This window comes from Prosthecobacter sp. (assembly GCF_029946185.1).
GTDB lineage: Bacteria > Verrucomicrobiota > Verrucomicrobiia > Verrucomicrobiales > Verrucomicrobiaceae > Prosthecobacter.
Genome location: NZ_JAQSEA010000161.1, coordinates 1 through 24847 on the forward strand (window position 1 = coordinate 1; position 24847 = coordinate 24847).

16 protein-coding genes and 1 tRNA gene are annotated in these 24847 nt (G+C 59.8%); 8 read left to right on the forward strand and 9 right to left on the reverse strand.

Going from position 1 to position 24847, the window contains the following annotated elements; translation table 11 throughout:
- Positions 1-261: 261 nt before the first annotated feature.
- The 3 genes from PSV43_RS14060 to PSV43_RS14070 all read right to left on the reverse strand — a co-directional run bounded on the left by PSV43_RS14060 (position 262) and on the right by PSV43_RS14070 (position 7029).
- Positions 262-4692, reverse strand: coding sequence for a discoidin domain-containing protein (locus PSV43_RS14060; protein WP_300198327.1), 4431 nt, complete (start codon positions 4690-4692; stop codon positions 262-264).
- 415 nt (positions 4693-5107) lie between these two features.
- On the reverse strand, positions 5108-5956 hold the full coding sequence (locus PSV43_RS14065) for a squalene/phytoene synthase family protein (protein ID WP_300198330.1): 849 nt from the start codon (positions 5954-5956) through the stop codon (positions 5108-5110).
- The gene (locus PSV43_RS14070; protein ID WP_300198333.1) at positions 5953-7029 is read right to left on the reverse strand and encodes a hypothetical protein; all 1077 of its coding nucleotides are present in this window, start codon (positions 7027-7029) and stop codon (positions 5953-5955) included. Before PSV43_RS14070 ends, PSV43_RS14065 begins: the two co-directional genes overlap by 4 nt.
- A gap of 66 nt (positions 7030-7095) precedes the next feature.
- Between PSV43_RS14070 and PSV43_RS14075 the strand changes: the two genes are divergently transcribed.
- From PSV43_RS14075 to PSV43_RS14085, 3 genes are all read left to right on the forward strand, one after another.
- Positions 7096-8448, forward strand: coding sequence for a PQQ-binding-like beta-propeller repeat protein (locus PSV43_RS14075; protein ID WP_300198337.1), 1353 nt, complete (start codon positions 7096-7098; stop codon positions 8446-8448).
- 1045 nt (positions 8449-9493) lie between these two features.
- Entirely contained in the window at positions 9494-10867 is a 1374-nt protein-coding gene (locus tag PSV43_RS14080; protein WP_300198340.1) for an alkaline phosphatase family protein, read from the forward strand.
- Between the two features lie 12 nt (positions 10868-10879).
- Positions 10880-11233 (forward strand): zinc-ribbon domain containing protein, encoded by a 354-nt coding sequence (locus tag PSV43_RS14085; protein ID WP_300198342.1) that lies wholly within the window; start codon positions 10880-10882, stop codon positions 11231-11233.
- A 270-nt stretch (positions 11234-11503) separates the two neighbouring features.
- Here PSV43_RS14085 and PSV43_RS14090 read toward each other — a convergent pair whose 3' ends face one another.
- The gene (locus PSV43_RS14090; protein ID WP_300198345.1) at positions 11504-12133 is read right to left on the reverse strand and encodes a hypothetical protein; all 630 of its coding nucleotides are present in this window, start codon (positions 12131-12133) and stop codon (positions 11504-11506) included.
- A 179-nt stretch (positions 12134-12312) separates the two neighbouring features.
- On the opposite strand from PSV43_RS14090, the gene PSV43_RS14095 reads away from it, so the two are divergent.
- Positions 12313-13089, forward strand: coding sequence for a L,D-transpeptidase family protein (locus PSV43_RS14095; protein ID WP_300198348.1), 777 nt, complete (start codon positions 12313-12315; stop codon positions 13087-13089).
- Between the two features lie 351 nt (positions 13090-13440).
- Positions 13441-16644: an ice-binding family protein gene (locus PSV43_RS14100; RefSeq protein WP_300198391.1), complete on the forward strand. Its 3204-nt coding sequence runs from the start codon at positions 13441-13443 to the stop codon at positions 16642-16644.
- 17 nt (positions 16645-16661) lie between these two features.
- Here the strand turns inward: PSV43_RS14100 and PSV43_RS14105 are convergent, their stop codons facing one another.
- Complete coding sequence (locus PSV43_RS14105; RefSeq protein ID WP_300198351.1) at positions 16662-18353, reverse strand: 4-alpha-glucanotransferase; 1692 nt, start codon at positions 18351-18353, stop codon at positions 16662-16664.
- An 86-nt stretch (positions 18354-18439) separates the two neighbouring features.
- Between PSV43_RS14105 and PSV43_RS14110 the strand changes: the two genes are divergently transcribed.
- Positions 18440-19699, forward strand: a complete 1260-nt coding sequence (locus tag PSV43_RS14110) for a hypothetical protein (protein ID WP_300198354.1) — start codon at positions 18440-18442, stop codon at positions 19697-19699.
- 115 nt (positions 19700-19814) lie between these two features.
- Here PSV43_RS14110 and nadA read toward each other — a convergent pair whose 3' ends face one another.
- The gene (gene nadA / locus PSV43_RS14115) at positions 19815-20756 is read right to left on the reverse strand and encodes a quinolinate synthase NadA (protein ID WP_300198357.1); all 942 of its coding nucleotides are present in this window, start codon (positions 20754-20756) and stop codon (positions 19815-19817) included.
- A 168-nt stretch (positions 20757-20924) separates the two neighbouring features.
- Here nadA and PSV43_RS14120 point away from each other — a divergent pair, with 168 nt between their 5' ends.
- Positions 20925-21644, forward strand: coding sequence for a VC0807 family protein (locus PSV43_RS14120; RefSeq protein ID WP_300198360.1), 720 nt, complete (start codon positions 20925-20927; stop codon positions 21642-21644).
- Between the two features lie 64 nt (positions 21645-21708).
- Positions 21709-21783: transfer RNA gene (locus tag PSV43_RS14125), tRNA-Val, on the forward strand.
- 93 nt (positions 21784-21876) lie between these two features.
- Here the strand turns inward: PSV43_RS14125 and PSV43_RS14130 are convergent.
- The 3 genes from PSV43_RS14130 to PSV43_RS14140 all read right to left on the reverse strand — a co-directional run bounded on the left by PSV43_RS14130 (position 21877) and on the right by PSV43_RS14140 (position 24691).
- Entirely contained in the window at positions 21877-22452 is a 576-nt protein-coding gene (locus tag PSV43_RS14130) for a hypothetical protein (protein ID WP_300198362.1), read from the reverse strand.
- Positions 22453-22626: 174 nt separating this feature from the next.
- Positions 22627-24036 carry a HAMP domain-containing sensor histidine kinase gene (locus PSV43_RS14135; RefSeq protein ID WP_300198364.1) on the reverse strand — a complete coding sequence of 470 codons (1410 nt, stop codon included), beginning with the start codon at positions 24034-24036 and terminating at the stop codon, positions 22627-22629.
- Complete coding sequence (locus tag PSV43_RS14140) at positions 24017-24691, reverse strand: response regulator transcription factor (RefSeq protein ID WP_300198367.1); 675 nt, start codon at positions 24689-24691, stop codon at positions 24017-24019. Before PSV43_RS14140 ends, PSV43_RS14135 begins: the two co-directional genes overlap by 20 nt.
- Positions 24692-24847 lie beyond the last annotated feature (156 nt).

Here is a 24847-nt window from a genome sequence, read left to right on the forward strand (position 1 = left end):
AGACGGTGCAGCTTTTCTATTTGCGAAGACACCGTATAGAATTTCCACCCAATAGTTTGACTTCTATTCCTGTAGGTTGGGTGTATTTGGCGTCGAAGACTTTGCGACGCCACCAGCCCTCTTCGCCAAACCGCCCGACTGCGAGGACACTCGCAGGCCCGTGTGTTTGCAACGCGCTCACAGACGGGCGGGCTGTCGCCACACCCATCGTACGACCGCGAATGACCCGCCAGATATAGAACCCACTATTCGGGAACTCGTTTACTTCTTTGCCAGTGATTCCAGGTAGTCGAGGAGGCTGGCGAATTCGTGGACGGAGTAGTTGGCGAGGAGGCCGGGGGGCATGATGGAGATGGGGAGCTTCTGGCGGCTCTTGATGTCCTTGACGGCGAAGGTGAACTCCTGCGCGGTGATGTTGCGGAGCTTGACGTTGTCAGCGGATTCGAGGGTGATGAAGCCGAGCTGCTGGGTGCCGTCGTTGAGGGTGATGACTTCGCTGGCGAAACCTTGCGCGATGGTCTTGTTGGGATCGAGGATGTTCTGGGCGAGTTCGGGGCGCTTGTAGGTCTGGGCGATGTTGCCGAGATAGGGGCCTTTCTGTGCTTCGGATTCTTTGGTGGTGTGGCAGGCGATGCAGGTGGCCTTGGTGAAGATCTGCTCGCCGAGGGCGATGTCGCCTTTGGTTTTGAGCACGGCGGTGAGCGCGTCTTCGGGTTTCAGAGAGCCGATCTTGGGGGTCTTGTCTTCGCCTTTGGCGACGAGCTTGAGGCTCTTCACGGCGTTCTGCGCGGCCTTGGAAAGGTGTGGGTCGGAGTCGGAGGTGGCGGCGAGGATTTTGTCATCGATGGCGTGGCTCTTGATCTTGACGGCGGCGCTGATGATTTGGAGGCGGCGCTTGGCATCCGTCCAACCGGCGGCGAGTGCCTTCTGTGACATCTCGCGTGATTCAGGGCTGCCGGTCTTGCGTTCGGCGAGGCTGAGCAGGGCGGCTTCTGCCCAGATAGCGGTGGGGGTGCCGACTTTGGCAGCTTCGGCTTCGAAGGCCTGATGGACGTTTTCGAGTTTGGGCGCGTTGAGGAAGGCGGTGCGTCCGGCTTCCTGTTCTTTGCCGGAGCCTTGCTGGGCATCGAGCGTGATGAGGGCGTTGAGGGCGGCGGTCCACGCGGCTGCGCTGTCGGTTTTGGCGATGGCGGTGAGCGTGTTGGCGAGCGTCGCGGCGGCGCTCTGCGGATCGAGTTGCTTGCTGTTGGCGGCGGTGATCAGCAAGGGAATGGCATCCGCAGGGATGGTGTCTGCGGTGGCAAGCTGCGCGACGGCATCGGGGATCACCTTGGCGTCCTGTTTAGCGAGGACGAGGATGCGATCCAGGGCATCGCTCGACTGGATGCGGTTGCGGTTCATCTCTTTGACGAGGAAGGCGGCTTCGTCGGGTGATGCCTTGGCGAGTGCGTCCTTCAAGGCGGCGGCGATCTTCGGCGTCTCGCTCCATGGCTCGGGCTGGTAGTAGGGGCCGCGCGTGTCGGGGCGCGTGCTCCAGGAATCGCCTTTCCATTCGCCTTCATGGAAATGCAGACGGCAGAGGGCGGCGAGGATGCCCTGGCGCAAGGCGGGATCGGTGGCGGTGGTGAGGCGTGAGATGAGGCCGGAGACGACTTCGGGAGTGTGAACGACACGAAGGCAGCGCAACGCCAAATCCGTGATCTGGGGGTGCTTAGAGCCATCCAACTGCTGAAGCCATTCCCTTGCAGCGTCGTTGCCCAAGCGTCGGCTTGCTTCCACCGTGATTAATGTGAGCACCGATGATCCAGCCAGTTCAGAAGGCATCGAGTGTGAAACCAAGTGTTCGGCATCCCGTGTCGCCACGAAGCGTTCGATCATCGCCAAATGCAATATTGAAGGATCATCAGGCCCTTGGCCCACCCATCGGGGGATAGTGTTGATACGAAGAGGCGCGGTCTGGTCACCGTGATCACTTTTGCTTTTGATCACAGGAACACGGCCCATATGGCGAGAAATGTTCCATTGAAGCTTCATTTCATCGTCAGCAAAGCCCTGCGAAGATTCGAGAACGCCCTTGGCGCCAGCGTGATTCACAACGGCCCCAAGTTGGGCCACTGCCCATGCGATATCATAGCTGGAGTTGAAATGATTCAACGATTCCAAAAGCTTTTGATGGGTGCCGCCCCATTCTCTCTTCACCAATTCCCTCTGCGCCTCCATCCTCCGCCGATAACTCGGTGACTCCAACTGCTTCACCAGTTCCTCATCCTTCGCCTTCGCGAAATCTGGCAGCGGCTCGGGTTTGAAGCCTTTGGGTTTTACTTGGACGATGTAACCCACATCGGGGCCTTCCCAGTTGAAGGTGGCACCTTTCCAACTGGCGCAATAGACGCGGCTGTTGCCATCGACGTCGGCGTCGGTGGGGCGGGTCATTTTGATGAAGGGCTCGGGCGGGCGGGTTTCTTCGAAGGTGGCACCTTTGGGTTTCACTTGATGATGCCACAAGGCACCGGTGCCCCAGTCGCAGGTGAAGGGGGCGTTGTTCCATTGACCGAAGCCGGGTTCATCGATGTACACGGCACCGCAGCCGGAGCCGCCGCCGTAGTCGGCGAGGGGGGCGATGCATTCGTCGGGGAAGTTTTTATAGAGGCGCGGGTAGCCGTGGTCGTCGAGGCCGGTGAAGTGGTGGAAGCGGACGTTCCAGCCGCCGCCGTCGTTGGTGTTGTCGCGGGCGAAGATGTCCATGAGGGGGCTGATGGCGACTTCGAGGATGTTGCGCGTGCCGGTGGAGTAAACTTCCAAGCCGGTGCCGTCGGGGCGGACGCGAATGACGCCGCCGCCGCGATGCTGCAGGTGCTTGCCGTCGGTGCCTTCGGCATCCATGAAACCGAAGTCGCCCCCGGCGATGTAGAGCCAGCCGTCGATGCCGAGGCTGAGGCCGTTGGTGGTGTGGTCAGCGGGACGGTCTTTGTAGCCAAAGGCGATGTTTTTGACGAGCACCTTTTCTTCATCGGCCACGCCGTCGCCGTCTTTGTCGATGTAGGCGCTGAGATGCGGCGGATGGACGAGGTAGAGGCGGTCTTTGTCCCAGACGAGGCCGCGCGGGGCATCGACGTCTTTGACGAATTCCTTCACCTCATCGGCGCGGCCGTCGCCATCGTGATCCTTCAGGCGCAGGATGCGGCCACGATGCGGAGCGCGACCAAGCGAGCCGTTGCCATCGCTGCTGACGTAAAGGGTGCCATCGGGTGCGGCGGCGACGAAGACGGGGTAGTTCGCCGACTGCGGTGGGGCGAAGAGGGAGACTTCGAAGCCATCCGGCACCTTCACGTCCTTCAAGATGGCAGCCTCCTGCTCGGGCGTGAGCTTGACGATTTTTGGGGTGACGTTGCCAGCGTCTTTGAGCGGGTCGGCGGCTTTGTCGTATTGCTGCTGCTGCGCGGCGCTGAGCTTGGGGGCGACGGCTTTGATGCTTGGGCCTTTGAAGGTGACTTCCTTGATGCTGGCCCAGCCGCCGCTGGTTTTTCCGAGGGCGTGGATCTTCACGAAGCGAATGCCGTCGGCCTTGGCGAAGTCGTTCGAGTAGGGCGCGTTCTTGGTGTTGGCGCTGCCATCGACGAGTGTGCTCCATGTTTTGCCATCGGTGCTGCCTTCGACTTTGAACTGATACACGCCACCGTTTTCCCAGGTGGTGGCGATGCCGGTGAGCGTCTGCGGCTTTTCGAGTTCAAGCTGGAGCCACTGCGGATAGGAGGGGCTGCTGGCGCACCAGCGGGTGTTGGGATCGCCATCGACGGCTTTCCAGGCATAGTTGCCCTTGCCGGACTCTTCGCTGCTGGCACTGGCTTTGATGGGCAGGGCATCCTTGGGCGGTGTGGGGGGCGTCGCTGGCTTTGGGGCTGCGACGGGCTTGGCGGCGACAAACGTTACTTTATTTTCGCCTTTGAAAGGGGTGAGGTATTCCGGCGTGAGCTTGTCCATGGACCAGAGCAAGCCGCGTGTAACGAGATCAAGGTAACGTGCATCGGCGACGGTTTCGTTGTTATGCCCAATGGTGGTGCTGAAGCTGCGGGCACCGGATTTTTCATTGGTCCAGGCCACCACGTAGTCAACGTCCTTGCCTTTGACGACCTGCTTGCCCATGGCGAGCGGATGGCCGTCGAAGATATTCACATTGTTGTACAGCTCCTCTTTGATGGTGGTCCAGTCGGCCAGCGGCTTGGTGATCGGGTGCTCTTTATCGACAAACGTGAGGGCGATGGGCTCCTGCGGGCCGTGGGAGGCGGACTGGATGCCGAGGTGCTTGAACCAGGCATCGGTGCCGGTGCGGAAGCTGTGCATGGCGCAGTGCAGATGCACGGCGGGGATGGTCTTGTGGGCATCGAGAATGCGCTTCACCACGGCCATGTCACGCAGGCCGGCGGCGCATTCGTCATGGATGATGATGTCGTAGCCTTTGGCCCAATCGGGATTGTCGTAGAGCGGCAGCGGCGGGTTGACGGATTTGTCATCCGTCCACACCACATCGACCTGGACATTGGCGCGTGACTGGATGCCCTGGCTGAGGATCAGATGCTGCTTGGCGTAGTCATGGCAGCAGCCTCCGGCGACGAGGAGGGCTTTGAGCGGCTTGGGTTCAGCGTGGCCGGTGGTGGCGAGGGCGAGGAGGAGCAGGAGGGCAAAAGAACGCATGAGGGAAAGGGGGAGAAGAAGGCGCATAAAAAGCGGGGTTTCTATCAGGAAAGTATTGGATTCGACCGGATCAAAGACCCGCAGTAGAGCGGACCTCAGGCGGAAAGAAAGCCTGGGTAGCATCTCCAGAAGAAGAGGCCTTGTTGGAATGAGAATTTCCATCAAATCGGTTGGCGCAGGCTCGTTCGTAGGATGGGTGTGGCGTAAGCCCGCCCGTCTGTCAGCGTGTCACAAGCCCCATGGCGTACGGACGTCCTCGCAGTCGGGCGGTTTGGCGAGGCGAGCAATGAAGCATGCGAGTGCTTTGGACGCCCAAACACACCCAACCTACGGACAAAGCGTGCGCAAGTGATCGTATGTTGGGCGTGGCGGAGCGTTGAGGGACCAGGATGGTCCCTCTCCTGCCGGAGGCTCCTCATTTCCCAAACCGTGCCTTGATGAGGTGGCTGCCGAGGATCCAGACCTTGTGCAGTTTGCTGAGGCGGGCGCGCTTGGTGAAGACGGGGTAACGCTCGCGCTTGAGCTTTTCGAGGATGCGCGAGTAGATCGCTGCCATGATCTCGGAGGCGACCATGTTTTTGCGGTCTTCGGGCGGCAGGGCTTTTTGCGCGGCATCGTAGTAGCTGCGCGCGCGGGCATATTGGAAGTCCATCATCTTGATGAAGCGCTCGCTGGGGCGGGCGTGGAGGATCTCGCTTTCCAGCACGCCGAATTTTCGCAGCTCGGCCTGGGGGAGGTAGATGCGGCCGGTGTCGCGGGCGTCCTGGCCGACGTCGCGGATGATGTTGGTGAACTGGAGGGCGTAGCCGAGATTGATGGCGTATTCCTTGGTGGCGGGATTTTGATGGCCGAAAATCTCGATGCTGACGAGGCCGACGACGCTGGCGACCTTGTAGCAGTAGCCGAGCAGTTCCTCAAAGGTCTCGTAGCGGGTCTTGGTGATGTCGCTGGCGACGCCGTCGATGATCTCGCAAAGCCAGGCGCGGGGGAAGCCGTATTTTTCTGGCAGCACGATCATTTCATCGAGCACGGGGTGGCCGGGCGGATTGCCTGCCTCCACGCAGTGCTTCCAGTGGTTGAGCTCTTTCTCTTTGTCCGCCGGGCTGGCATCGGGGTCGTCGGCGATGTCATCGACGACACGGCAGAAGGCGTAGAACGCGATCATGTCGCGGCGGCGTTCCTTGGGCAGGCAGGCGAGCGCGAAAGCGAGGTTCGACTTGGCCCGCCGCACGATTTGTTCTGGAGAAAGCGTGCCGCTGGTCATGCGGAGGGAGAACGTGAAAAGCCAAAGCGCAGCATGAGAAGTAGGGCTGTTAGCAATAGCCAGCAATCCAGCATGGCAAGCACCAAAGCGTTCAGCGGCAGCAAGATCATGCACCATAGGGGCGATCCGGCACAGGCTGCGCGACCCATTTCCACCGCATAAAGAGCGAGAATCAAAAAGGCGAGGGCGGTGATGGAGAGCAGGAAGAGGGGCACGGCAGCCCGCCACAAAATGCGCAGGGCAGCGGCGCCCTGCTGCCAGAAGGGGCCGGGAGCCGCCGCCACGGCGACCGGAAGCGCGGCAAAGAGAATGAGCAGTTCCACCCACCACCATGCGCCCACGCTTTGGGGGGTGCTGAGCTGCCACCAGCGCCAGCTCATCCAAAGCAGATTGAACCCCGCGAGATAGGCCACGCCCTGCCAGCGCGCAAAGGTATGCTCCAGTGCGGCGGCGGCATCACCGTCGGTTTCTGTGTCGTGCGGGTTTTCCCATTCGATGAGAAAGCGTACCAGCCATACCTGCACACCCGCCGCAGCTATGGCGGTGAAAATGTAACGCAGACCAAGTTTCATTGTCTCCACCCATTCGGGCAGCATTTTGCGCAGACTTGCCCCTTCCATGACAAGCCAGGCAAAGCCGATTAATGTAACGCTTAAAAGGATACATTTTTGCTCCAGTACCGGCCTACGCTCTCCGTAGCGGTAGGGCCAGCGCCAGATGCGGATCGTCAAAAAAACAAGCAACAGAGGCATCGCGCAGGCCAGCGGCCAAGGCGGGAGAAGAGCATGCGGAAGCATGGCCAGGTGAGCCAGCGCATCGCGCGCCAGCGGGAGGATCATATCTTCCCAGTCCGTGAGCTGATGTAACGGATAAGACGTGACTTTCTCGCCACTTAAAGCCGCGGCCAGCAGCATGGCTCCGGCGGTGCAGGCCATCAACACGGGGTGGAGGCGCAGGCAATCCCATGCGTCTGACAAATGCCTGCGCAGCGGATGCCAGAGCAAATGCAGCACCAGCCCGACTGTACAGCCGAGAAGTGCGAGTGCGGTGGATTGCCAGGAGGTCAGATTCAAGGGTATTGATCAATTCGCTAAAACATCTCGACATGCCAGTGCGTATTCGCTTCTCTCCCATTCGACATGAAATCACCCGCCGCCCTCCTTCTCGCCTCTTTGTTGCTCTCTTCCGCTGCTATCGCCGAAAACTGGCCGAGCTGGCGCGGGCCGAACCAAGACGGCTCTTCGGGTGAAGCGGGCCTGCCGGAAAAATTCAGCACCACCGAAGGCGTGAAGTGGGCGACTGAGATGCCGGGGCTGTCCGCCTCCGTGCCGGTGATCTGGGGCGACAATCTTTTCATCACAGCTCCGATTGTGGCGGAGAAAAAACTCGTGGGCCTGTGCTATGACACGAAGACCGGCAAGGAAAAGTGGCGCGTGACCGTGAGCGAAGGCTCGGAGATTCAGTGGGACGACAAGAGCAATCTCGCCAGCCCTTCCGCCGTGACGGATGGTGATCACGTTTACTTCCTGTTTGCCAACGCCATCGCCGCCGCGTGTGATTTCAGCGGCAAGATCGTGTGGAAGCGCGACTTTAAAGAGACGCACGGCGCCTTCGCCACGCAGTGGACCTATGGCAGCAGCCCCGCGCTGGACGGTGGAAAGCTCTACATCCAGGTGCTGCAGCGCAATGAGGCCTTCAAATTTCAGGACAAGTTTGAAAAAGGCACCGCCGGCAAGGACATGAGCAGCTACATCCTCGCTCTGGATCCAGCCACCGGGAAGGACCTCTGGAAGCAGATCCGCCCGAGCCTCGCGAATACCGAATCGCTGGAGGCTTTCAGCAGCCCGATCTTCGCGACTGACAAAGGCCAGCGCCTGATGCTCATCTCCGGGGGCGATACGCTGACCATTCACGACGCCGCCACGGGCACCGAACTCTCCCGCATCGCCACGTGGAACCCACCGGGCGAAGGCTACAACAAGTTCTTCCGCCTCGTCCCCTCCCCTGTCACAGGCGACGGCATGGCCATCGTCTGCGCGCCGAAGAATTCTCCTATCTACGCCATGCCATTGGATTCCAAAGGCGAGACCCAACCGGTCTGGCAGACGGAGCCGAAGGGTGTGACCAGCGACGTGCCGACGCCTGCCTTCTATAAGGGCAAATTCTACGTGCTGGATGGCGGCAAGAAGACCCTGAGCTGCCTGGAACCGAAGACGGGCAAGGTGGTGTGGACCGGCGAACTCGGCGGCAAGACGAAGTTTGAAAGCAGCCCGACCGTGGTGGATGACAAAGTGTACTGCATCAACTTCTGGGGCGAGGTCTATGTGGCTAAGGCGAATACGGACAAGTTTGAACTGCTCTCCATGAATGAAATGGGCAACGGGTCCAAGCCAAATGGAAATGCGGCAAGTGTTCGCGCAAGCGTGGCGGTGAGCGATGGGTGCCTTTTCATCCGCACGCAGGAGAAGCTGTTCTGCATTGGGAAGAAGTGAGACGCGCGGCCTTAATGTAACGATGGGATTACCTGCCCTCATCCACCCCGAGTCGGCCGACCACTCGGGCCACAGCGCCTTCGTTGCCCCCCTTTGGAGCAGGCAGGAGGCATTGGACACCTTTGGGTGGCAGGGCGCGCTCGCAGAAGAAAGTGCCCAGGAGCGCGGGGCCTCCGAGCCCGCAGCAGGTCGTCCGCGCTTGTCGGGTGTAGGTGCACGCTGCGCATCGCAAACACGCGGATCATCGAGCGCGATGCATCTTCCAGAGGGTGCGGCAAAAGCGGGGCGATTTCTGTTTGCGGAGTGCTGCGGGCTCGGAGGCCCGCGCGCCTAGGCCTTTGTTGCGCTGTGGTTCTTAATCCACGAAAGCCGCCTCCTAAACGCCCTTGGTATCAGGTATCAAATCGGTATCGTGATACCAAATCCCACCTCCCAACGGTGAAGCGGAATGAGCCAGTGATCCCAACACCCAAAACCCACCGCCCAGCAGAATCACCGCCGGGTTCATCCAAGAAGCTGCCCCTAGAACCCATGGAGCGGGCACGAAGGAGTGAAATCCCAGTCCGCGCTGATAGACTTCGGCGCAAATCCGCCCTTCGGCACTGAAGTAAGGCCAAGGGCCAGGGGGGCCAAACCGGTGCCATTTGGCCCCATGGCCCCACTCCGGAGTTTGGTGCCAAGGTGCCAACACCTGCCCTGAAAACTCAACGGGTTCACAGATCCTTCCATTCAACACACCGCCGGGCATGGCGGGCGCTGGGGTCGGCGCGCACTCCTGCCTTCTATAATGCGACCAGCGTGGCGGTGAGCGATGGATGCCTGCCTCTAGAGTACGATGGGCGCTCCTGCCCGTCGGTCAGCGCTCCCGCAATCACACCAGCCCTCATCCTCTCCAATCCGGCCGGGCACTCGGGACCCACAGCCTAGACAAATTCGCGAACCGTTGACCTTGGCAGTGACGCTGACCGACAGACAGGAGTGTCTGTCGTACTTCCCTGCTGGGCTGACAGGATTGACGCCCAATGGCCGTTTGTGATGCTCTCTCATGCTCACCCGCGCCCTCACCCTCCTCGTCACCGCCGCATCGCTCGCTCATGCGGCCCCTTCCGAACACGTCATCCTGATCAGCATCGACGGCTGGGCGCATCAGTATTTTGATGATCCGAAGTGCCACATGCCGACGGTGAAGGCGCTGGCGGCGAAGGGCGTGCGGGCGCAGCGGATGGAGTGCTCGTTTCCGACGGTGACGTGGACGAACCACACGACGCTGGTCACCGGGGTGCATCCGGCGAAGCATGGGGTGCTGGCGAATGAGTACTTTGACCGCGCCACACGGAAGAAGGTGCCGCTGATTCCTGATCCGATCTTCAACAAGGAGGAGATCGTGAAGAGCCCGACGATTTATGACGCGGCCAAGGCGGCCGGTTTGACCACCGCCGGGGTGATCTGGCCTGCCTCACGCGGGGCGAAGACGCTGGACTGGACGGTGCCGGATGTGTTTGATCAGGCGTTGTTTGAGAAATACGGCACGCCTTCCCTGCTGGAGGATGCGCGCGCGGCGGGCATCCCGATCGAGAAACAGAATGAGTGGTGCAAGATGGGCAATCCGGGCAAGGCGATGCGGGATTACATGTACTCGCTGCTGGCGCAGCACATCATCAAGAAGCACAAGCCGAACTTCCTGGCGCTGCATCTGGTGAGCCTTGATTCCTTTGAGCATGGGCATGGCCGTCAGGTGGCGGAGGCCTACTGGGCGGCGAATGATTCGGACAATCGCGTGGCAGACATCGTGCGTGCCACGCAAGAGGCGGGCATCTTCGACAAGACGACTTTCGTCATCACGACGGATCACGGCTTTGTCACCTACACGAAATCCATCAATGCCAATGCGGCGCTGCGGAAGGATGGTCTGGTCAAATCGGTGCTGGGCAAGAGCCTCGCGCCCGACTCGCAGGTGTTCGCGATGGCTGAGGGCGGCGCGTGCTTCGTCTATGTGCTGGATGACGCGAATCGCGATGGCATTTTGAAGCAGATCATACCCACGCTGGGCAAGCTGGAAGGTGTGGAGGGCGTGGTGGAGGCGAAGGATTTCGACAAGAAGCTGCACCATGTGACTGCGGCGAAAGATTCCCGCGAACCCGACCTCGTGCTGTACGCAGCGGATGGCTACACCTTCACCGATTCCCTCGCTGACACCAACGTCATCATCCCGAACGATCCACCGAAGGGCGCCCACGGCCATTTGCAGACGGACCCGAATCTCTATGGAGGCTTCGTCATCAGCGGTGCCGGCGTGAAGCAGGGCGCGGTGCTGGAGGAGATGAAGAACATCGATGTGACACCGACGATGGCGAAGCTGCTCGGCATCCCATTCCCCGGCGCGGATGGGCGGGTGCTGGATGAGGTGCTGGCGAAATAAGCACAGTCACTCATGAAGAAGGCCGACCACCAACTGTCCAAGCTAAGGCTGCGCAAAGTCTTGGACGACCGGCCGCGACGCATTCGAATGCTGCTGGAGCGCGGCTTGATCCAAAATGCGTCGGAAATTCCTGACGACGCGATTCCTATTGATCCAGAGGTCTCGACCCAGGCCACCCTCTGCATCCCGGCGGTTTGCTACCAAGACATCACATTTGTCTGCACCGACTGCGGCAGGCCTGATTTTTGGTCCGCTGGCTCGCAGCAGCATTATTTCGAGTTTTCGAAGGCATCGCCCTATAGCAGACCGAAGCTTTGCTATGATTGCAGGCAGAGAAACTGGCAGGGAGGGCAGGCGCTGAAATAGGTTCTATAAGACTATCGGATCTTATTTGATCAAGGGCCGCGAAGGGTGCCTCCGGCAGGAGTGGGAGCATCCTGCTCCCTCAGCGCTCCGCGTTCATCCACCTCTCTTCTCAAACAGGGACCAGGATGGTCCCTCTCCTTCCAAGCAACCCGGCGCCTCCGGCAGGAGTGGGAGCATCCTGCTCCCACAACGCTCCGCGTTCACCCAGCCCTCTTCCCAAACAGGGACCAGGATGGTCCCTCTCCTTCCACACCTTGCGTGCGTTACTGCTTACAGCATGCCGGGCGTGTAGCGCGGGCGGTTGTCGGTGCCGGCACCGATTTGCTGGCGCATGCGGTTGTCATCCAGGGCGCGGTCCACCGCATCCTGCAGGGCACGGGAGGTCAGTTCGCGGAGGACGGGGACAGGCGAGCCGCTGCCGGGACGGTAGGCTGTGCTCTGGCGCTCGCCTTCATAGACGCGGGTGTGAATCACCCGGCCGGAGGTGGCTTCCACCACATTCACGCGGATGCGCGCATAGCCATAGGGATGCACGAGGAGCTGGGAGCGCAGGTCCTGGATTTCTCCGGTGATGATGAAACGGCCCTTCACGTCTGTGGCCAGCATGCCGCGTGACTCCAGCGCGTAGGCGAAGGCGTTGCGTACGACATCGCTGACTGGCAGGCGGGTCTGGATGGTATCGACCGTGGGGCCGATGGGCAGACGCACATGGCCGAGCGTCTGGGCCTGCTCACCGCGCTTGTCCTTGAACTCACCGACGGCAAAGTCTGGCGCTCCCCGCATCATGCGACCGCCCTGCGGCACGTAGTCGAGGCTGACGATCGAGGAATTGGAACAGGACGAGAGACTGAGGCAGGCTGCGGCTCCGACAAGAATGGCTGAAAAGCACCTAAAGTTCATGGTCGCCATCATTAGAACACGTTGGCCGCGAATCAATGTGCTAGATTCAGCTAATGTCCGCCCGCAGGCAAAAAAACAACCCTGCCGGAACTCGGAACTCAGGAAAAAAACCCCCAAAACCTGAATCCAATTAACCCGGCAGGGTTGATTTAATGAATATATTCGGAAACAGCTTCACCATGCAATACCAAAAAGTTCTTCATCGAAAAAAGACAGGTCTTCTCACCCTGCTAGGCATCGGCATTTTTGCCCTATGCCCTTCGGAGTCTCACGCGCAGCTAGGTCGCGCGGTGCGCCAGGTGATCGTCTCCCAGACAGCCACGTGGAACTCGAATACGGCCACCATGCAGTGCTATCAGCGTGCCTCAGCCGGGGTGCCGTGGCAGGCCGTCTTTGAAAGGCCCGTGCCGGTTTTGCTGGGCAGGAAAGGTCTGGCTTGGGGGCGTGGCGTCTTCAATCAGCCGCAGAATGGCATCCCCGCCAAGGTGGAAAAGGACTGGCGTGCCCCGGCAGGCGTGTTTCAGCTCGGCTCGCTGTTTGGCTATGCCGCCACCCCACCGCGCGGTGCCCGCTGGCCCTACATTCAGGTGGGACCGTGGGACGCTTACGTGGATGATTCGTCCCTGCCGCAGTATTACAACCGCCACATCCGCATTGATCCCCGCCAGGGCATCCCGCCGTGGTTTGAGAAGCAAAAAATGCGCCTGGGAGATGCCGCCTACAAATGGATGCTGGAGATCCGCCACAATCAAAACCCCTCCGCCCCCGGCTATGGCAGCGCCATCTTTTTCCATGTGCGTCGTGGACCCGACAAGCCCAGCGCCGGCTGCACGACCATGGCTGAGGGGGATCTGACCCGCCTCCTCCGCTGGCTCGATCCCGGTGCAGCGCCGCATTACGTGCTGCTGCCAAAGGCGGACTATGCAGCACTGCGTGGCACGTGGGGGCTGCCGTAAGGACGCATGGCTCTGGAAGTGAGTGCACTTGCTTCTGCACACGCCGCCCTCAGGCCCTTGGATTCCCTCCCTACCATAGACCCATCATCCCCACCCAGCCTCGCGATGACGGCTGTGGATCAGCCGCCCTACCCATACCGCGCCTATGCGCGCAACGGGGCTGCGCTAGCGCTCTGTGGGCTTGATCGCGTGCGAGAGAGTGGGGACCAATGTTTTTCAATTTAATCAATAAACTTATAGTTAATTAGCCTTTTTCGGTAGGGTTTTACCCCATCGCAATGAGTCGGTACGCCGGGCAGATTTATCCTTCGTGCAATCTAAGCACGCCAACCCACAATTCTCCACCCGATGATGAACCAGCATTGCAATGAGCCTACTCAAGCCATTACGCAAGCAGCCCGCGAAGCTGCGAGTGCGAACAACATTCCCAGTATTGCTGAGACCTGCGGGACCATACCAGAAGCGGTCTGGAAAGCAGTCAAAGCGTCCCTCCGTGGCTGCTGCCGCCCGCTATTTTTCACGGCCCTCCTTGCGCTCCCGCTGACACAGGCCCATGGGCAGCTCCCACCCTCACTAGGTGCAGCGTCAACATTCACCATTTTGGGGGGCTCGACGGTGACTAACACCGGAGGGACAAACATTGTTGGAGATGTCGGTGTCTACCCTGGGTTTGCCATCACTGGATTCCCCCCTGGAACTGTGATCGGAACTATTTATGCCGGGATCGCACCGGCGGATACAGCCCACGCCGATACCATTACGGCCTACAATACCATTGCCACCACCCCCTTTACCAATGACTTGACCGGCATCGATTTGGGAGGTCTCACGCTTACACCAGGAGTCTATTTCTTCAGCTCATCAGCCCAGCTGACAGGCAATCTACACCTGGACACTCTGGGAGATCCCAATGCGCTCTTCGAGTTTCAAGTCGGCAGTACGCTGACGACGTCGAGTCTTTCCACCGTTTCGACCGTGGGAGGCGGCATCGACCCGAATATTTTCTGGCAAATCGGGAGTTCCGCGACCTTGGGAATCGGCACGTCGTTTATGGGCAATATCCTAGCTATGGACAGCATCACTTTAACCACGGGTGCTTCGCTTTCCGGCGGGCGAGCGCTGGCCATCACCGGTGCCGTCACACTGGACACCAACAACGTCTCCAATGTGGGAAGCCTGCTACCTTTGGTAGTTACAGGAACTTATTGGAACGGAGGAACCAGCGATCTTTGGTCACAAATCAACTGGTCAACAGATACGTCAGGGGCCGACACTGTGAATATGCCGCTGGCTGGTGCCAATCTGGTTTTCTCAGTGACAGGCATCGTGCCGATCAGACAGGCGACCCAGCTTGATTTCGACGCGGACATCAGCAGTCTGACGGTGAATGACAGCGTCGCTGTGAGTATTTCCGGGACGAACACACTGACTATTTCAGGAGCCGGTCTCATCACGGGAATCAGCATCAACCCAGGCGCAGGATTGACCACCATCGCGACCCGCTTGATTTTGGCAGGAACCTCCCAGACCATCACCGTCAACAATCTTGACGGAATGGTGATCAGCGGCGTGGTCGATGGCACGCTCGGGCTAACCAAAGCGGGCAGCGGAACACTGACGCTCACCGGTGCGAACATCTACACCGGAGCGACCAATGTCAACGCAGGCACATTGCAAGTGGGCAACAGTTTGACTGGATCACTCAACGCAACATCACTGGTCACCGTGGCAACAGATGCGACCATGCTCATTGATTTGGCTAATGGCGGAACTTTCAGCAACAATGTGGTCAATGACGGCCTGGTCCAATGGATTGCACCCGGCACCAACACCCAGGCCTCTACCAGTGTGATCACTGGAGTGGGAAGAATGGCGATCACCGGAGCAGGCACCACGGTGCTGCTGGGCAGCAACCTCTTCAGCGGCGGAACGACCGTCAATACCCCCGGCAATGTGCTGGTCGGCAACCCGCTCGGCGCCACCTCGACGGCGTTCGGCACGGGTGTGCTGACCCTCACCAACGGCAACGTGGACACCTTCAACTCCCAGGTGCTCCAGATCAATGTGGGTGGGTATTCACAAACCGGCGGCCAGATCGGCATCCACCTGCTGGGTGCGACGCCTGGCACCTACACCCAGTACAATGTGACGGGAGCCGGCAATCTGACCGGTGGAGCAGTCGCCCCTTATGATCTCAGCGGCGTCTATGTACCCAGCGGTGGCGATGTACAAAACTTCCTCCACACCACGGGAGGGCTTACCGGTCAGTTCCCCTCCAATTTCCCAGCCGCCCCCATTTACAACACCGCTTTTAACCAGATCTTCGTCTATCAGCAAGGCAGCACGCTGCTCTACCCGCAGATCACCTATGACCCGAACAACGCCTACCTCACCTGGGTGCAGTCGTCGTTCCAAACGGTTCCCGGTCTCACCCCGAATCAGGGAGCCGTGGCGACGCTGCTCGATCAATGCCAGCTGATGCATCCCGGTGGTGGCGATCCCGCTCTCACCTACCTCAACGCCCAGAATATCGGGGCACTCCCAGGGCTCTATGACCAGATCGCCCCTGATGAACTGACAGCGATCTTCCAGGCGGGCTTCCAGGCGGCCGCAGCGCAGGCAACCACCGTCAAGCAGCATCTTGATCAGGTGCGCAACAACGCAAACGGCTATACGGCCAACGGTTTCAATCCATCATCTGGAAACCCCAACGGTGCACCGGTAGGACTGGAAAACCAGCGCTGGAGTTTCTACGTACAGGGCCTCGGCAATGGCGCATCAGCCAACGGCACCGCGAATGCGAGCGGCTATAGTTTCATGGCAGTCGGAGGCACGGTGGGGGCAAGCTACCTGGTCAACAATCATTTCGTGGTGGGGGCTTCCGGCACTTACTCAGACACCACCGCCAGCCTGACCAATGGTGGCAGCATCCAAATGGACAGCTATCGCAGCAACGTTTACGCCAGCGTGTTTGGAGGCGGCTTTTACCTGGATGCACTGATGGGCCTGAGCTACAACTCTTATGACACGATTCGTTCATCTCTGCTAGGCATGGCCACTGGCGGCACGAACGGAGTCCAGTTCGACTCAATGCTCAATGGTGGTTACGATTTTCATGCGGACAATTGGATGTTTGGTCCAGTGGTGTCATTGGGCTACACCCAGGTGAATCTCAACGACTTCACTGAAAGCGGTTCACTGACCCCTCTAAACTTTCCCAATCAGTACCAGAGTTCACTGCGTTCGAATCTCGGCATCCGCGTCAGTTTCACGACAATGCTGAAGAGCGTCCGCATCACCCCGCAGTTGCGCCTCTCCTGGCAGCATGAGTATCTCGACAACACTCAGTCGATCACCTCTCAGCTCGCGCTGTGCCCGGGTTCCATGTTCAGCGTGAGCGGTCCCATGATGGGCCGCGACAGTGCCTTGGTGAACATCGGGCTGACGGCGCAGATCACCCCCATGGTCAGCGCTTACGCCTTTTATGGCGGCCAATTCGGCAGCACCAATTACACTTCCCATAGCGTGAATGCTGGCGTCATGATCAGCTTCTAAAGCACGGCGGATTCACCTCACCGCCCCGTGCTCTTGATCGCCTTCTTGAGCCATTCACCCTCTTCCTTCCATGGCGTGGCGTGGCGGAGTTCGGCCATGGTCATGGGCAGGCGGGCGCTCCAGTTGCTGTCTGCGGCGATGCCGGGGACGTTGAAGCGATCCTCCAGGCCGTAGAGATCGGTGAGCATGAAGGCGGCATACCGGGCGTTGCTGGTGAGCAGGGCTTCCAGCAGGGCGTGGCGGATGTGGGAGTCGTATTCAGGCCAGCCTTCGTAGGAAAAGCGCAGGCCGGCAAACTCGGCGAGGTCTCCCAGCTCCTTGTTGCCCAGAGCGCGCTCGGATTCATCGCTGCTGGAGGCATCGCGGCGGCGGTGCTCCCAGTGGGTGCGCATGGGCTCATGATCGTGCGTGGCGTAGGTAGCAAAGGCGCAGTTGTCGTAGGCGCTGCCCATGACGACACGGCCTTGGTCGCCGTGCTCCCACTGACTGACTTTGAAGCCGGGGATGTCGAGGCTGAGCAGGTGCGGGCGCACGTAGTCAGGCACGGTGCCCAAGTCTTCAGCGACGACCTCGGCTTTGCCAGCGGCGGCGTCGAGGATCATGCGCAAGTACTTGTCACCATTGGCGAGATTGGCGGCTTTGTTCTCGGGTGTGTCGTCGGCGTTTGCGATGAAGTGCGGCAGGCGGCCGCCAGTGAGGGCTTTGGCTTCTTCATCGCTGAGGTAGCAGAACTCCGCATTGCGGGTGGGCCGCCATGGAAAGCTGTAAATGCGGTAAAAGCCGAGCACGTGATCGATGCGGAAGATGTCAAAGACCTCGGTCAGCTTCTGCGTGCGCTGCCGCCACCACTGGTAGCCTCCTCTCTCCATGACATCCCAGCGGTAGTGGGGGATGCCCCAGTTCTGCCCCCAATGCTGCACAAAGTAGTCGTCTTTGAAGTAGGTCTCCGGCGGAGCTCCGCCACACCAGGTGAGATCAAACTGCTCGGGCTTGAAAAAGACATCCGCACTGCACCAGGAGATACCGAAGGGGATGTCGCCCATGAGTTTGACGCCCTTCCCGTTGGCATAGGCACGGAGCTCGCTCCACTGGCTGAAGCAGAGCCACTGCACGTAGGCATGGAAGAGAATGCGGTCGTCGATCTCGTCGGCCTGGGCATCGCGCCAGGCGTGGGCCTTAGAGGCGGAGTTCACCTCATCACGCCAGTTCGCCCAGTCTTCATGCCCGTGATCATCCATGAGGACTTTGAAGAGGCAGAAGTCATCCAGCCACGCGGCCTCCTTCTCGCAGAAGGCCGCAAACTGGGCCATGCGCGCGGGATGGCTTTCAATCTGGCTGAAGGCACGGCGCAGCAGCGTTTTTTTCAGCCGCCTCACCTTGGGGTATTTTACCGAGCCGTGACGCAGCAGATCGACGCGCAGGATGCCGGTGATGGTGCTGTAGAATTTTTCATCCAGCTCAGGAACCACCAGCGGGGAGAGATCCAGCGTGAGGTAGTCCAGCGCGACGGAACTGATGGCATTGTAGGGGCTGCTGTCGCTGCCGGTGGCATTGATGGGGAGAAATTGAACGAATCCGATCCCTGTATCGGCGGACCAGTCGATGAGCTGGCGCACGCCGCCGATATCGCCGATGCCGAGGTCTTCAGGGGTGCGCAGGGCAAAAACAGGAATCAAAATGCCGGCACGGCGTGGCTGAAGGGTGGGCATGAAGAGAAGTGGGTTACCTGAATACGGTTTGATGATTGTTTTTGGTTGTCTGCTGTGATTTGGGTAACTTCGCAAGCGTATAGAGCATGATGTGTTCCCCATTCCTGACGATGCTGCTGTTTTTGTCGATTTCCGCCGCCTCGGCAGCGGACACGAAGGAGCTGCGCGTCATCGATTTCAAGGGGCCGCCGCATAACTACCTTGCCTGGAAGCCGAAGGACCGCTTTGCCGAGCTGCAGGAGAAGGCGCTGAAAGGCGAGGTGAAGCTGGATACTACGAACGACAAGGCCTTCCTGACGAGCCTGCTGGCGGCGCTGAACATCCCCATCAACTCGCAGACACTGGTGTTTTCCGCGAGTTCGCTGCAAAGCGAGATCATCAATCCGCGCAACCCACGCGCGCTGTACTTCAACGAGGACACCTACCTCGGCTGGGTGCCGGGTGGGATGGTGGAAATCATTGCCGCAGATCCCGAGATGGGGCCGATGTTTTATGTTTTTGACCGTCTGCGCCCCGGCGGGCCGGTGCCGAATGTGACGCGCTCGACGAAGTGCATGAACTGCCACGCGGGCAAGGCGACACGGCGGCTTCCGGGACTGATCGCGGAGTCGCTGCTGGTCTCGCGTGCGGGATCGAGCCTGGAGACGTTTCGGCGGGATGTGCAGGGGCACCAGATTCCGCTGGAGGATCGCTTTGGCGGCTGGCACCTGACCGGCGATCATAACCTGACGCCGAACCGTGCGAACGTGATGGGCGTCCCGAACAACGGGAAAAACCAGATCGTCCCGGTAGAGCCAGGGCAGTATTCAGACCTGGGACTGCACCTGCTGCCCACCAGCGACATCCTGCCCAATCTGATGAACGAGCACCAGATGGGCTTCGAGAACCGGCTGGTCTATGCCATCTACACCCTGCGCCAGCTCAAGAGCGATAGCAAAGGTCTGCTGGGCGCTGCGGCGAAGGCGGAGATCGAGGAACGTGCGCAGGAGCTGGCACGGTACATCACCTTTGCCGATGAGGCCAAGTTTCCCACCAAAGGCATCGTGGGCGATCCTGCCTATGCGCAGGATTTCCTGCGCGACCGCAAGATGTCAAAGACGGGCCTGTCTCTGCGGGATCTCGATTTGAAGACCCGCATGTTCAAACACCGCTGCAGCTACATGCTCTACACGGACACCTGGAAAGCCACGCCGAAGGAGCTGAAGGAACGCATCTATTATCACATGGCGCTGTACCTGCGGGAGATGCCGGATGCGCAGCACGCGCATCTGGCCCCAGCGGAGAGAGTGGCGATCCGGGGGATTTTGAAGGAGACGATGACGGATCTGCCGGCGTGGTGGAGGTAGGTGGCCCACATCATCTGGTGCTGGGGGGCGCGTGCGGAGACGCCGGGGTGTAAAGGGAGCGTTGATCGACAGGCAGGAGTGCCTGTCGTACTTCTGACAGGCAAGTCCTGCCCGCTTACCGGCTCAGCTCCAGCATCCGCAAAATCGGCTTCTCCGCACGGGCGCGGAGGTCTTCGGGCATCTCGACGCGGGGCGAGAGATCGCGCAGGCAGTCGTGGAGCTTTTGCAGGGTGTTGAGCTTCATGTAGCGGCAGTCGGCGCAGGCGCAGTGGCCGGTGGGACCGGGGATGAATTTTTTGTCGGGGACTTCGCGCTCCAGGCGGTGGAGCATACCGCTTTCGGTGACAATGATAAAAGTGCTGGCGGGGCTGCTGCGGCAGTAGCCGATCATCTTTTCCGTGCTGCAGACTTCATCGGCGAGGATGCGGACGGCGTAGGTGCACTCGGGATGGGCGACGACTTTGGCGTCGGGGTATTCGTCTTTGATCTGCTGGATGCTGTCGCGGGTGAACTCGACGTGCACGTAGCAGGCACCTTTCCACAGGTCCATCTTGCGGCCCGTGCGCTCCATGACCCATGAGCCGAGATTTTGATCCGGCACAAAGAGGATCGGGCGATCCTTCGGCGCGGCTTCGACGATTTTGTCGGCGTTGCCGCTGGTGCAAATGCAGTCGCTCAGCGCCTTCACGTGCCCGCTGCAGTTGATGTAGGCGATGACGTAGTAGTTCTTGGCGGCGTTCGCTTTTAAGAAGGCTTCAAGCTGCGGGCCGGGGCAGCTTTGCTCCAGCGAGCAGCCGGCGTTGGCGTCTGGCAGGACGACGATCTTGCCGGGGTTCACGATCTTGGCGGTCTCTGCCATGAAATGCACGCCGCAGAAGACGATGACATCCGCTTCAGTCTCCTTCGCCTTGTAGGCGAGGCCGAGGGAGTCGCCCACAAAATCAGCGATCTCCTGGATGGCCTTGTCCTGGTAATTGTGCGCCAGGATCACGGCATTGCGTTCTTTTTTGAGGCGGAGGATTTCTTCGGTGAGGCTGGGGGCTGTGGTGGCGACCATGGAAGTGTGTACAACAGGGAGGGACGGAAGCAAGGGGAGGTCAAGGAGTCAAGATGGATCAAGCGGTCAAGAGTCGAGCCTTGACTGCTTGACCAACCTTTGACGATTCCTTGGCCTCAGACCTGATTCGTCGTTCGACATTCCACCTTCGTCATTCCACTGTATTCTGTGACCCAAAAACAGCCTCATCCCCTGCTCGATCTCGGACTTACGATTATTTTGCCTTCGATTGCGTTGGAAAAACTCAGTGCGCCCGAGCGGCTGGGGCCGTTCTGGGCGCTGATGGTGGCGATGCTGCTGCCGCTGGGATTTGGCCTCTGGTGCTACATGAACAAGCGCGGGCTGAATTTCTTTTCGGTACTCGGCTTGATCGCCGTCATCATCACCGGAGTACTGGGGCTGTGGCATCTGAATGCGATGTGGTTTGCCGCCAAGGAAGCGATGTTCCCCATCTTCCTCGGCATTGCCTTCCCGCTGAGCCATCGCTGGGGCAAGCCGCTGATCAACGAGATGCTGCTCAATCCGCAGATCATCAACCAGCCCGCCCTGCACCGAGCGCTGGACACGCCGGAGAAGCACCACCGTTTTGCGCTGCTGTTGAAAAAGGCCTCCTGGGGCATGGCGGGCACGATGCTGCTCTCGTCCGCGTCCAATTTCGCCCTCGCCCTCTACCTGCTCGGAGACAAAGTTCCGGGCAGCCAGGAATACACCAAGGCCATCGGCCGCCTGAACTGGGGTGGGTTCCTCGTCATCGGCATCCCGCTCATGGGCGTGACCCTGGGCCTGCTGTTCTGGCTGCTGCGTTCCATCACCCGGCTCACCGGTTTGGAGCGAGACGATTTGATGAATCAGGGCACCACGGTGCGCAAGCAGGTGAACAATGGCTGATTTCCTTCTTAAAAAACGTTTGCCCAAATCGCAGTGACCGTTTATAGACTTCGCCCCCGGACTCGCGCGATTAGCTCAGTGGTAGAGCATTACCTTGACATGGTAGGGGTCACAGGTTCGAACCCTGTATCGCGCACCATCTCTTCATAACGACAGGAGATGACAGTCCGGCACATTCAGCAAAAGCTGAAAGTTCAGTCGCCATGACTCAGGATTAGTCGATTCGGTCGGATTAGTCATACTCGTCTCCCTCTTGAAGCGGTGAATACTGCCAGTCGAAATGAGAAAGAATATCCTCCTCGTTAGCAACGTGGCTCGCCGGGTAGCTGTGGCAGTGGGGTGCGGGAAACCAAAACTCCTGCTGCTGAAATCCGCGGTCGCGGAGAGCAGCTTCGTAGGAGGATAAGTCGCCGTATGCAAAGATGACATTGTGCTGGTCGTAAACGAGGATGCCTTCGTTGGCTGGAGAACTGATCCAAATGTGGTGCCTTCCGTCAGACTCCAGAAATTTTTCAAAGGTGTAAAAGAACACCTGCAAATCCTCGAACGACTCGATGAGTGGCGACTGATACCGACCAAGCAGAGCTCCTGAGTGCGAAGTGAGCAGCACGTAGAGAATGTAATATTGCTGTGTAGCCCAGGCACTCGCCAAGGCGAGTGTAAGATCAACATGGCTAGCTGATGGCCCGATGGTGAGCCGCTCGCAATGCGATAGCGGCTGGCGGAAATAGATATCGCCATAGGAAAAAGCGACTTGCTCGCCAGCGGTATTTAGAGTCGCGAACTTCGTGGAGCACGAGACTACCACGGAGATCAACAACGAACCAGTTGGGTTTGCTCGAATCCATAATCGCCCATGGACTTGTTGCCATATTCCACAAGGTTAACAAGGACATTGATTCGCACTCAAGAACATTGTGGTTTTGCACAGTTACGTTGGACGAACGGCAAGACAGATTGCCACGCTAGGGCGTTGTTCCCCTCACCCCGCCAGCGGGATCTGCGGGACGGTGATGGTGAACTCGGTCCCCTGCCCGGCCTCACTCGTGACGGCGACGGTACCGTGGTGGGCTTCGACGATGGCTTTGACGAGACTGAGCCCAAGGCCGAGGCCGCGCTGGGTGCGGCTTTTGTCTCCGCGATAGAGGCGCTCCCAGATGTGGGGCTGGTCGGTGGGGGGGATGCCCATGCCGGTGTCGTGGATGATGACGGTGACGGTGTTGTCGGCGGCGTGACAGGCGAGATGGACTTTGCCGTGCTCGGGGGTGTATTTGAGGGCGTTGTCGAGGAGATTGGCGAAGGCCTGACTCAGGCGGGTGGGATCGACGGATGCCTGGCATTCGGGTGCGAAGTCGGTGGTGATGGTGATGTGTTTTTCTTCGCTGATGAGGTCGTAGAGTTCGACGACCTGAGTGAGCAGCGCGGGGATGGAGGTGAGCTCGCGGTGGAGCTTCATCATGCCGGCTTCGGCTTCGCTGATGTCCATGAGGGCCTTGAGCATGGTCAGGACGCGGTCGGATTCTTCGACGCAGTCGGCGAGGGCTTCGCGGGCGACGGGGTCGGGTGTGGTCTGCACGGCGGCTTCGGCGGTGCCGCGCAGGCGCGTCAGTGGTGTGCGGAGATCATGCGCCACGTTGTCGAGCGCGTGGCGCATGCCTTGAATGAGGGCTTCGTTTTTGTCGAGCAGGCGATTGAACTCGGTGGCGAGTTCCTCCAGCTCGGCCTGGCTGGCGTGGGCGGTGACGCGGGCTGAGAAGTCGCCGGTGTCTGAGATGGTGCGGGCGATGTCCACGACATCGCGCACGGGCTTGGTGGCGCGATGCGCAAAGTAAGCGCCGCCCAGCACGGCGAGCAGCAGTGTGGGCGTCATGACCAGGAGGAAGTTGCGGCGGAAGGGCTGGAGGACGGTCTCGCGGCTGTTGGTGCTGCGGCCGACTTGGAGGATGGAGCCGTCGCGCAAGCGTGCGGTCGCCACGGTGAGATCACGCTCTTCATCTTTCGGGATGCGCAGCCAGTCGAGATTTGCGGCGTCAGCCTGGGGCTCGAGCGAGCTGGCATCTGCTGGCAGCCAGTCATTGGGCACATTGACGAAGAGCACGCTGCCGAGATTGCCGGTGACACGGACGAAGAAGGATTTCGTTTTGTTTTCATCCGTGCTGCTGAGCTGCACGAGATTGCGCAGGGCGGGCAGGCCGCCGCTGGCATAGACGGCGGCGCATTCCTTCAGCCGTGCTTCGATGACTTCGCGGTCCTTGCGCTCCAAGGCCGAGGCGAGAAGGATGTAGAGCAGGCTGAAAAGCACGATGGCGCTGAGCGTGAAAATCAGCGCATAGCCGAGCGTCAGTCGCACGGCGAAGCTGCTGCCCCAGGGCTTAAACAGGTTTGAAGACATAGCCGACTCCGCGGATGGTTTGAATGAGCTTCACCTCAAAGTCTTTGTCCATTTTGGCACGCAGGCGATGCACCAGTACGTCCACCACATTGGTCTGGGGATCGAAGCTGTAATCCCACACATGCTCAAGGATCATGGTCTTGGTGACGACGCGGGCGGGGGTGCGCATGAGCAGCTCCAGCAGGGCGAACTCGCGGCTTTGCAGCTCGATGGTGCGACCTTCGCGCCGCACTTCACGCGAGAGCAAATCGAGAACGACGCCAGCGGAGGTGAGGGTGGTGGGCTCCACCACATGCGTGGCGCGGCGGATGAGTGCCTGCACGCGTGCGAGCAGTTCGGAGAAGGCGAAGGGCTTGGTGAGGTAGTCATCGCCACCGGCTTGCAGGCCCTTCACGCGATCATCCACCGTGGCCTTGGCGCTGAGGATGACGACGGGTGTGTGGACTTTCTCTTTGCGGAGCTGACGCAGTAGAGAAAGGCCGTCGAGCTTGGGCAGCATGAGGTCCAGCACGATGCAGTCGTAGCTCACGGTGCAGGCGAGATCGAGGCCTTGCTCGCCATCGGCAGCGGCATCCACACCGAAGCCGTTTTGCTTCAGCCCGTTCACGATGAACGAGGCAATCTTGCTGTCATCTTCGATCACTAAAAGGCGCATGATTGGCGGGGGTGTGAATGATTAGCGGTGGTGGGTGGGATTGTCCACTGAGGAGCGGCCGTGACAAAGTAGTGATGAGCTTTAGCTCGTTCTGGGAGGTCATGCGCGCTTTCCAGAACGAGCTGAAGCTCTGGACTACTTTGGCCGGAAGGGATC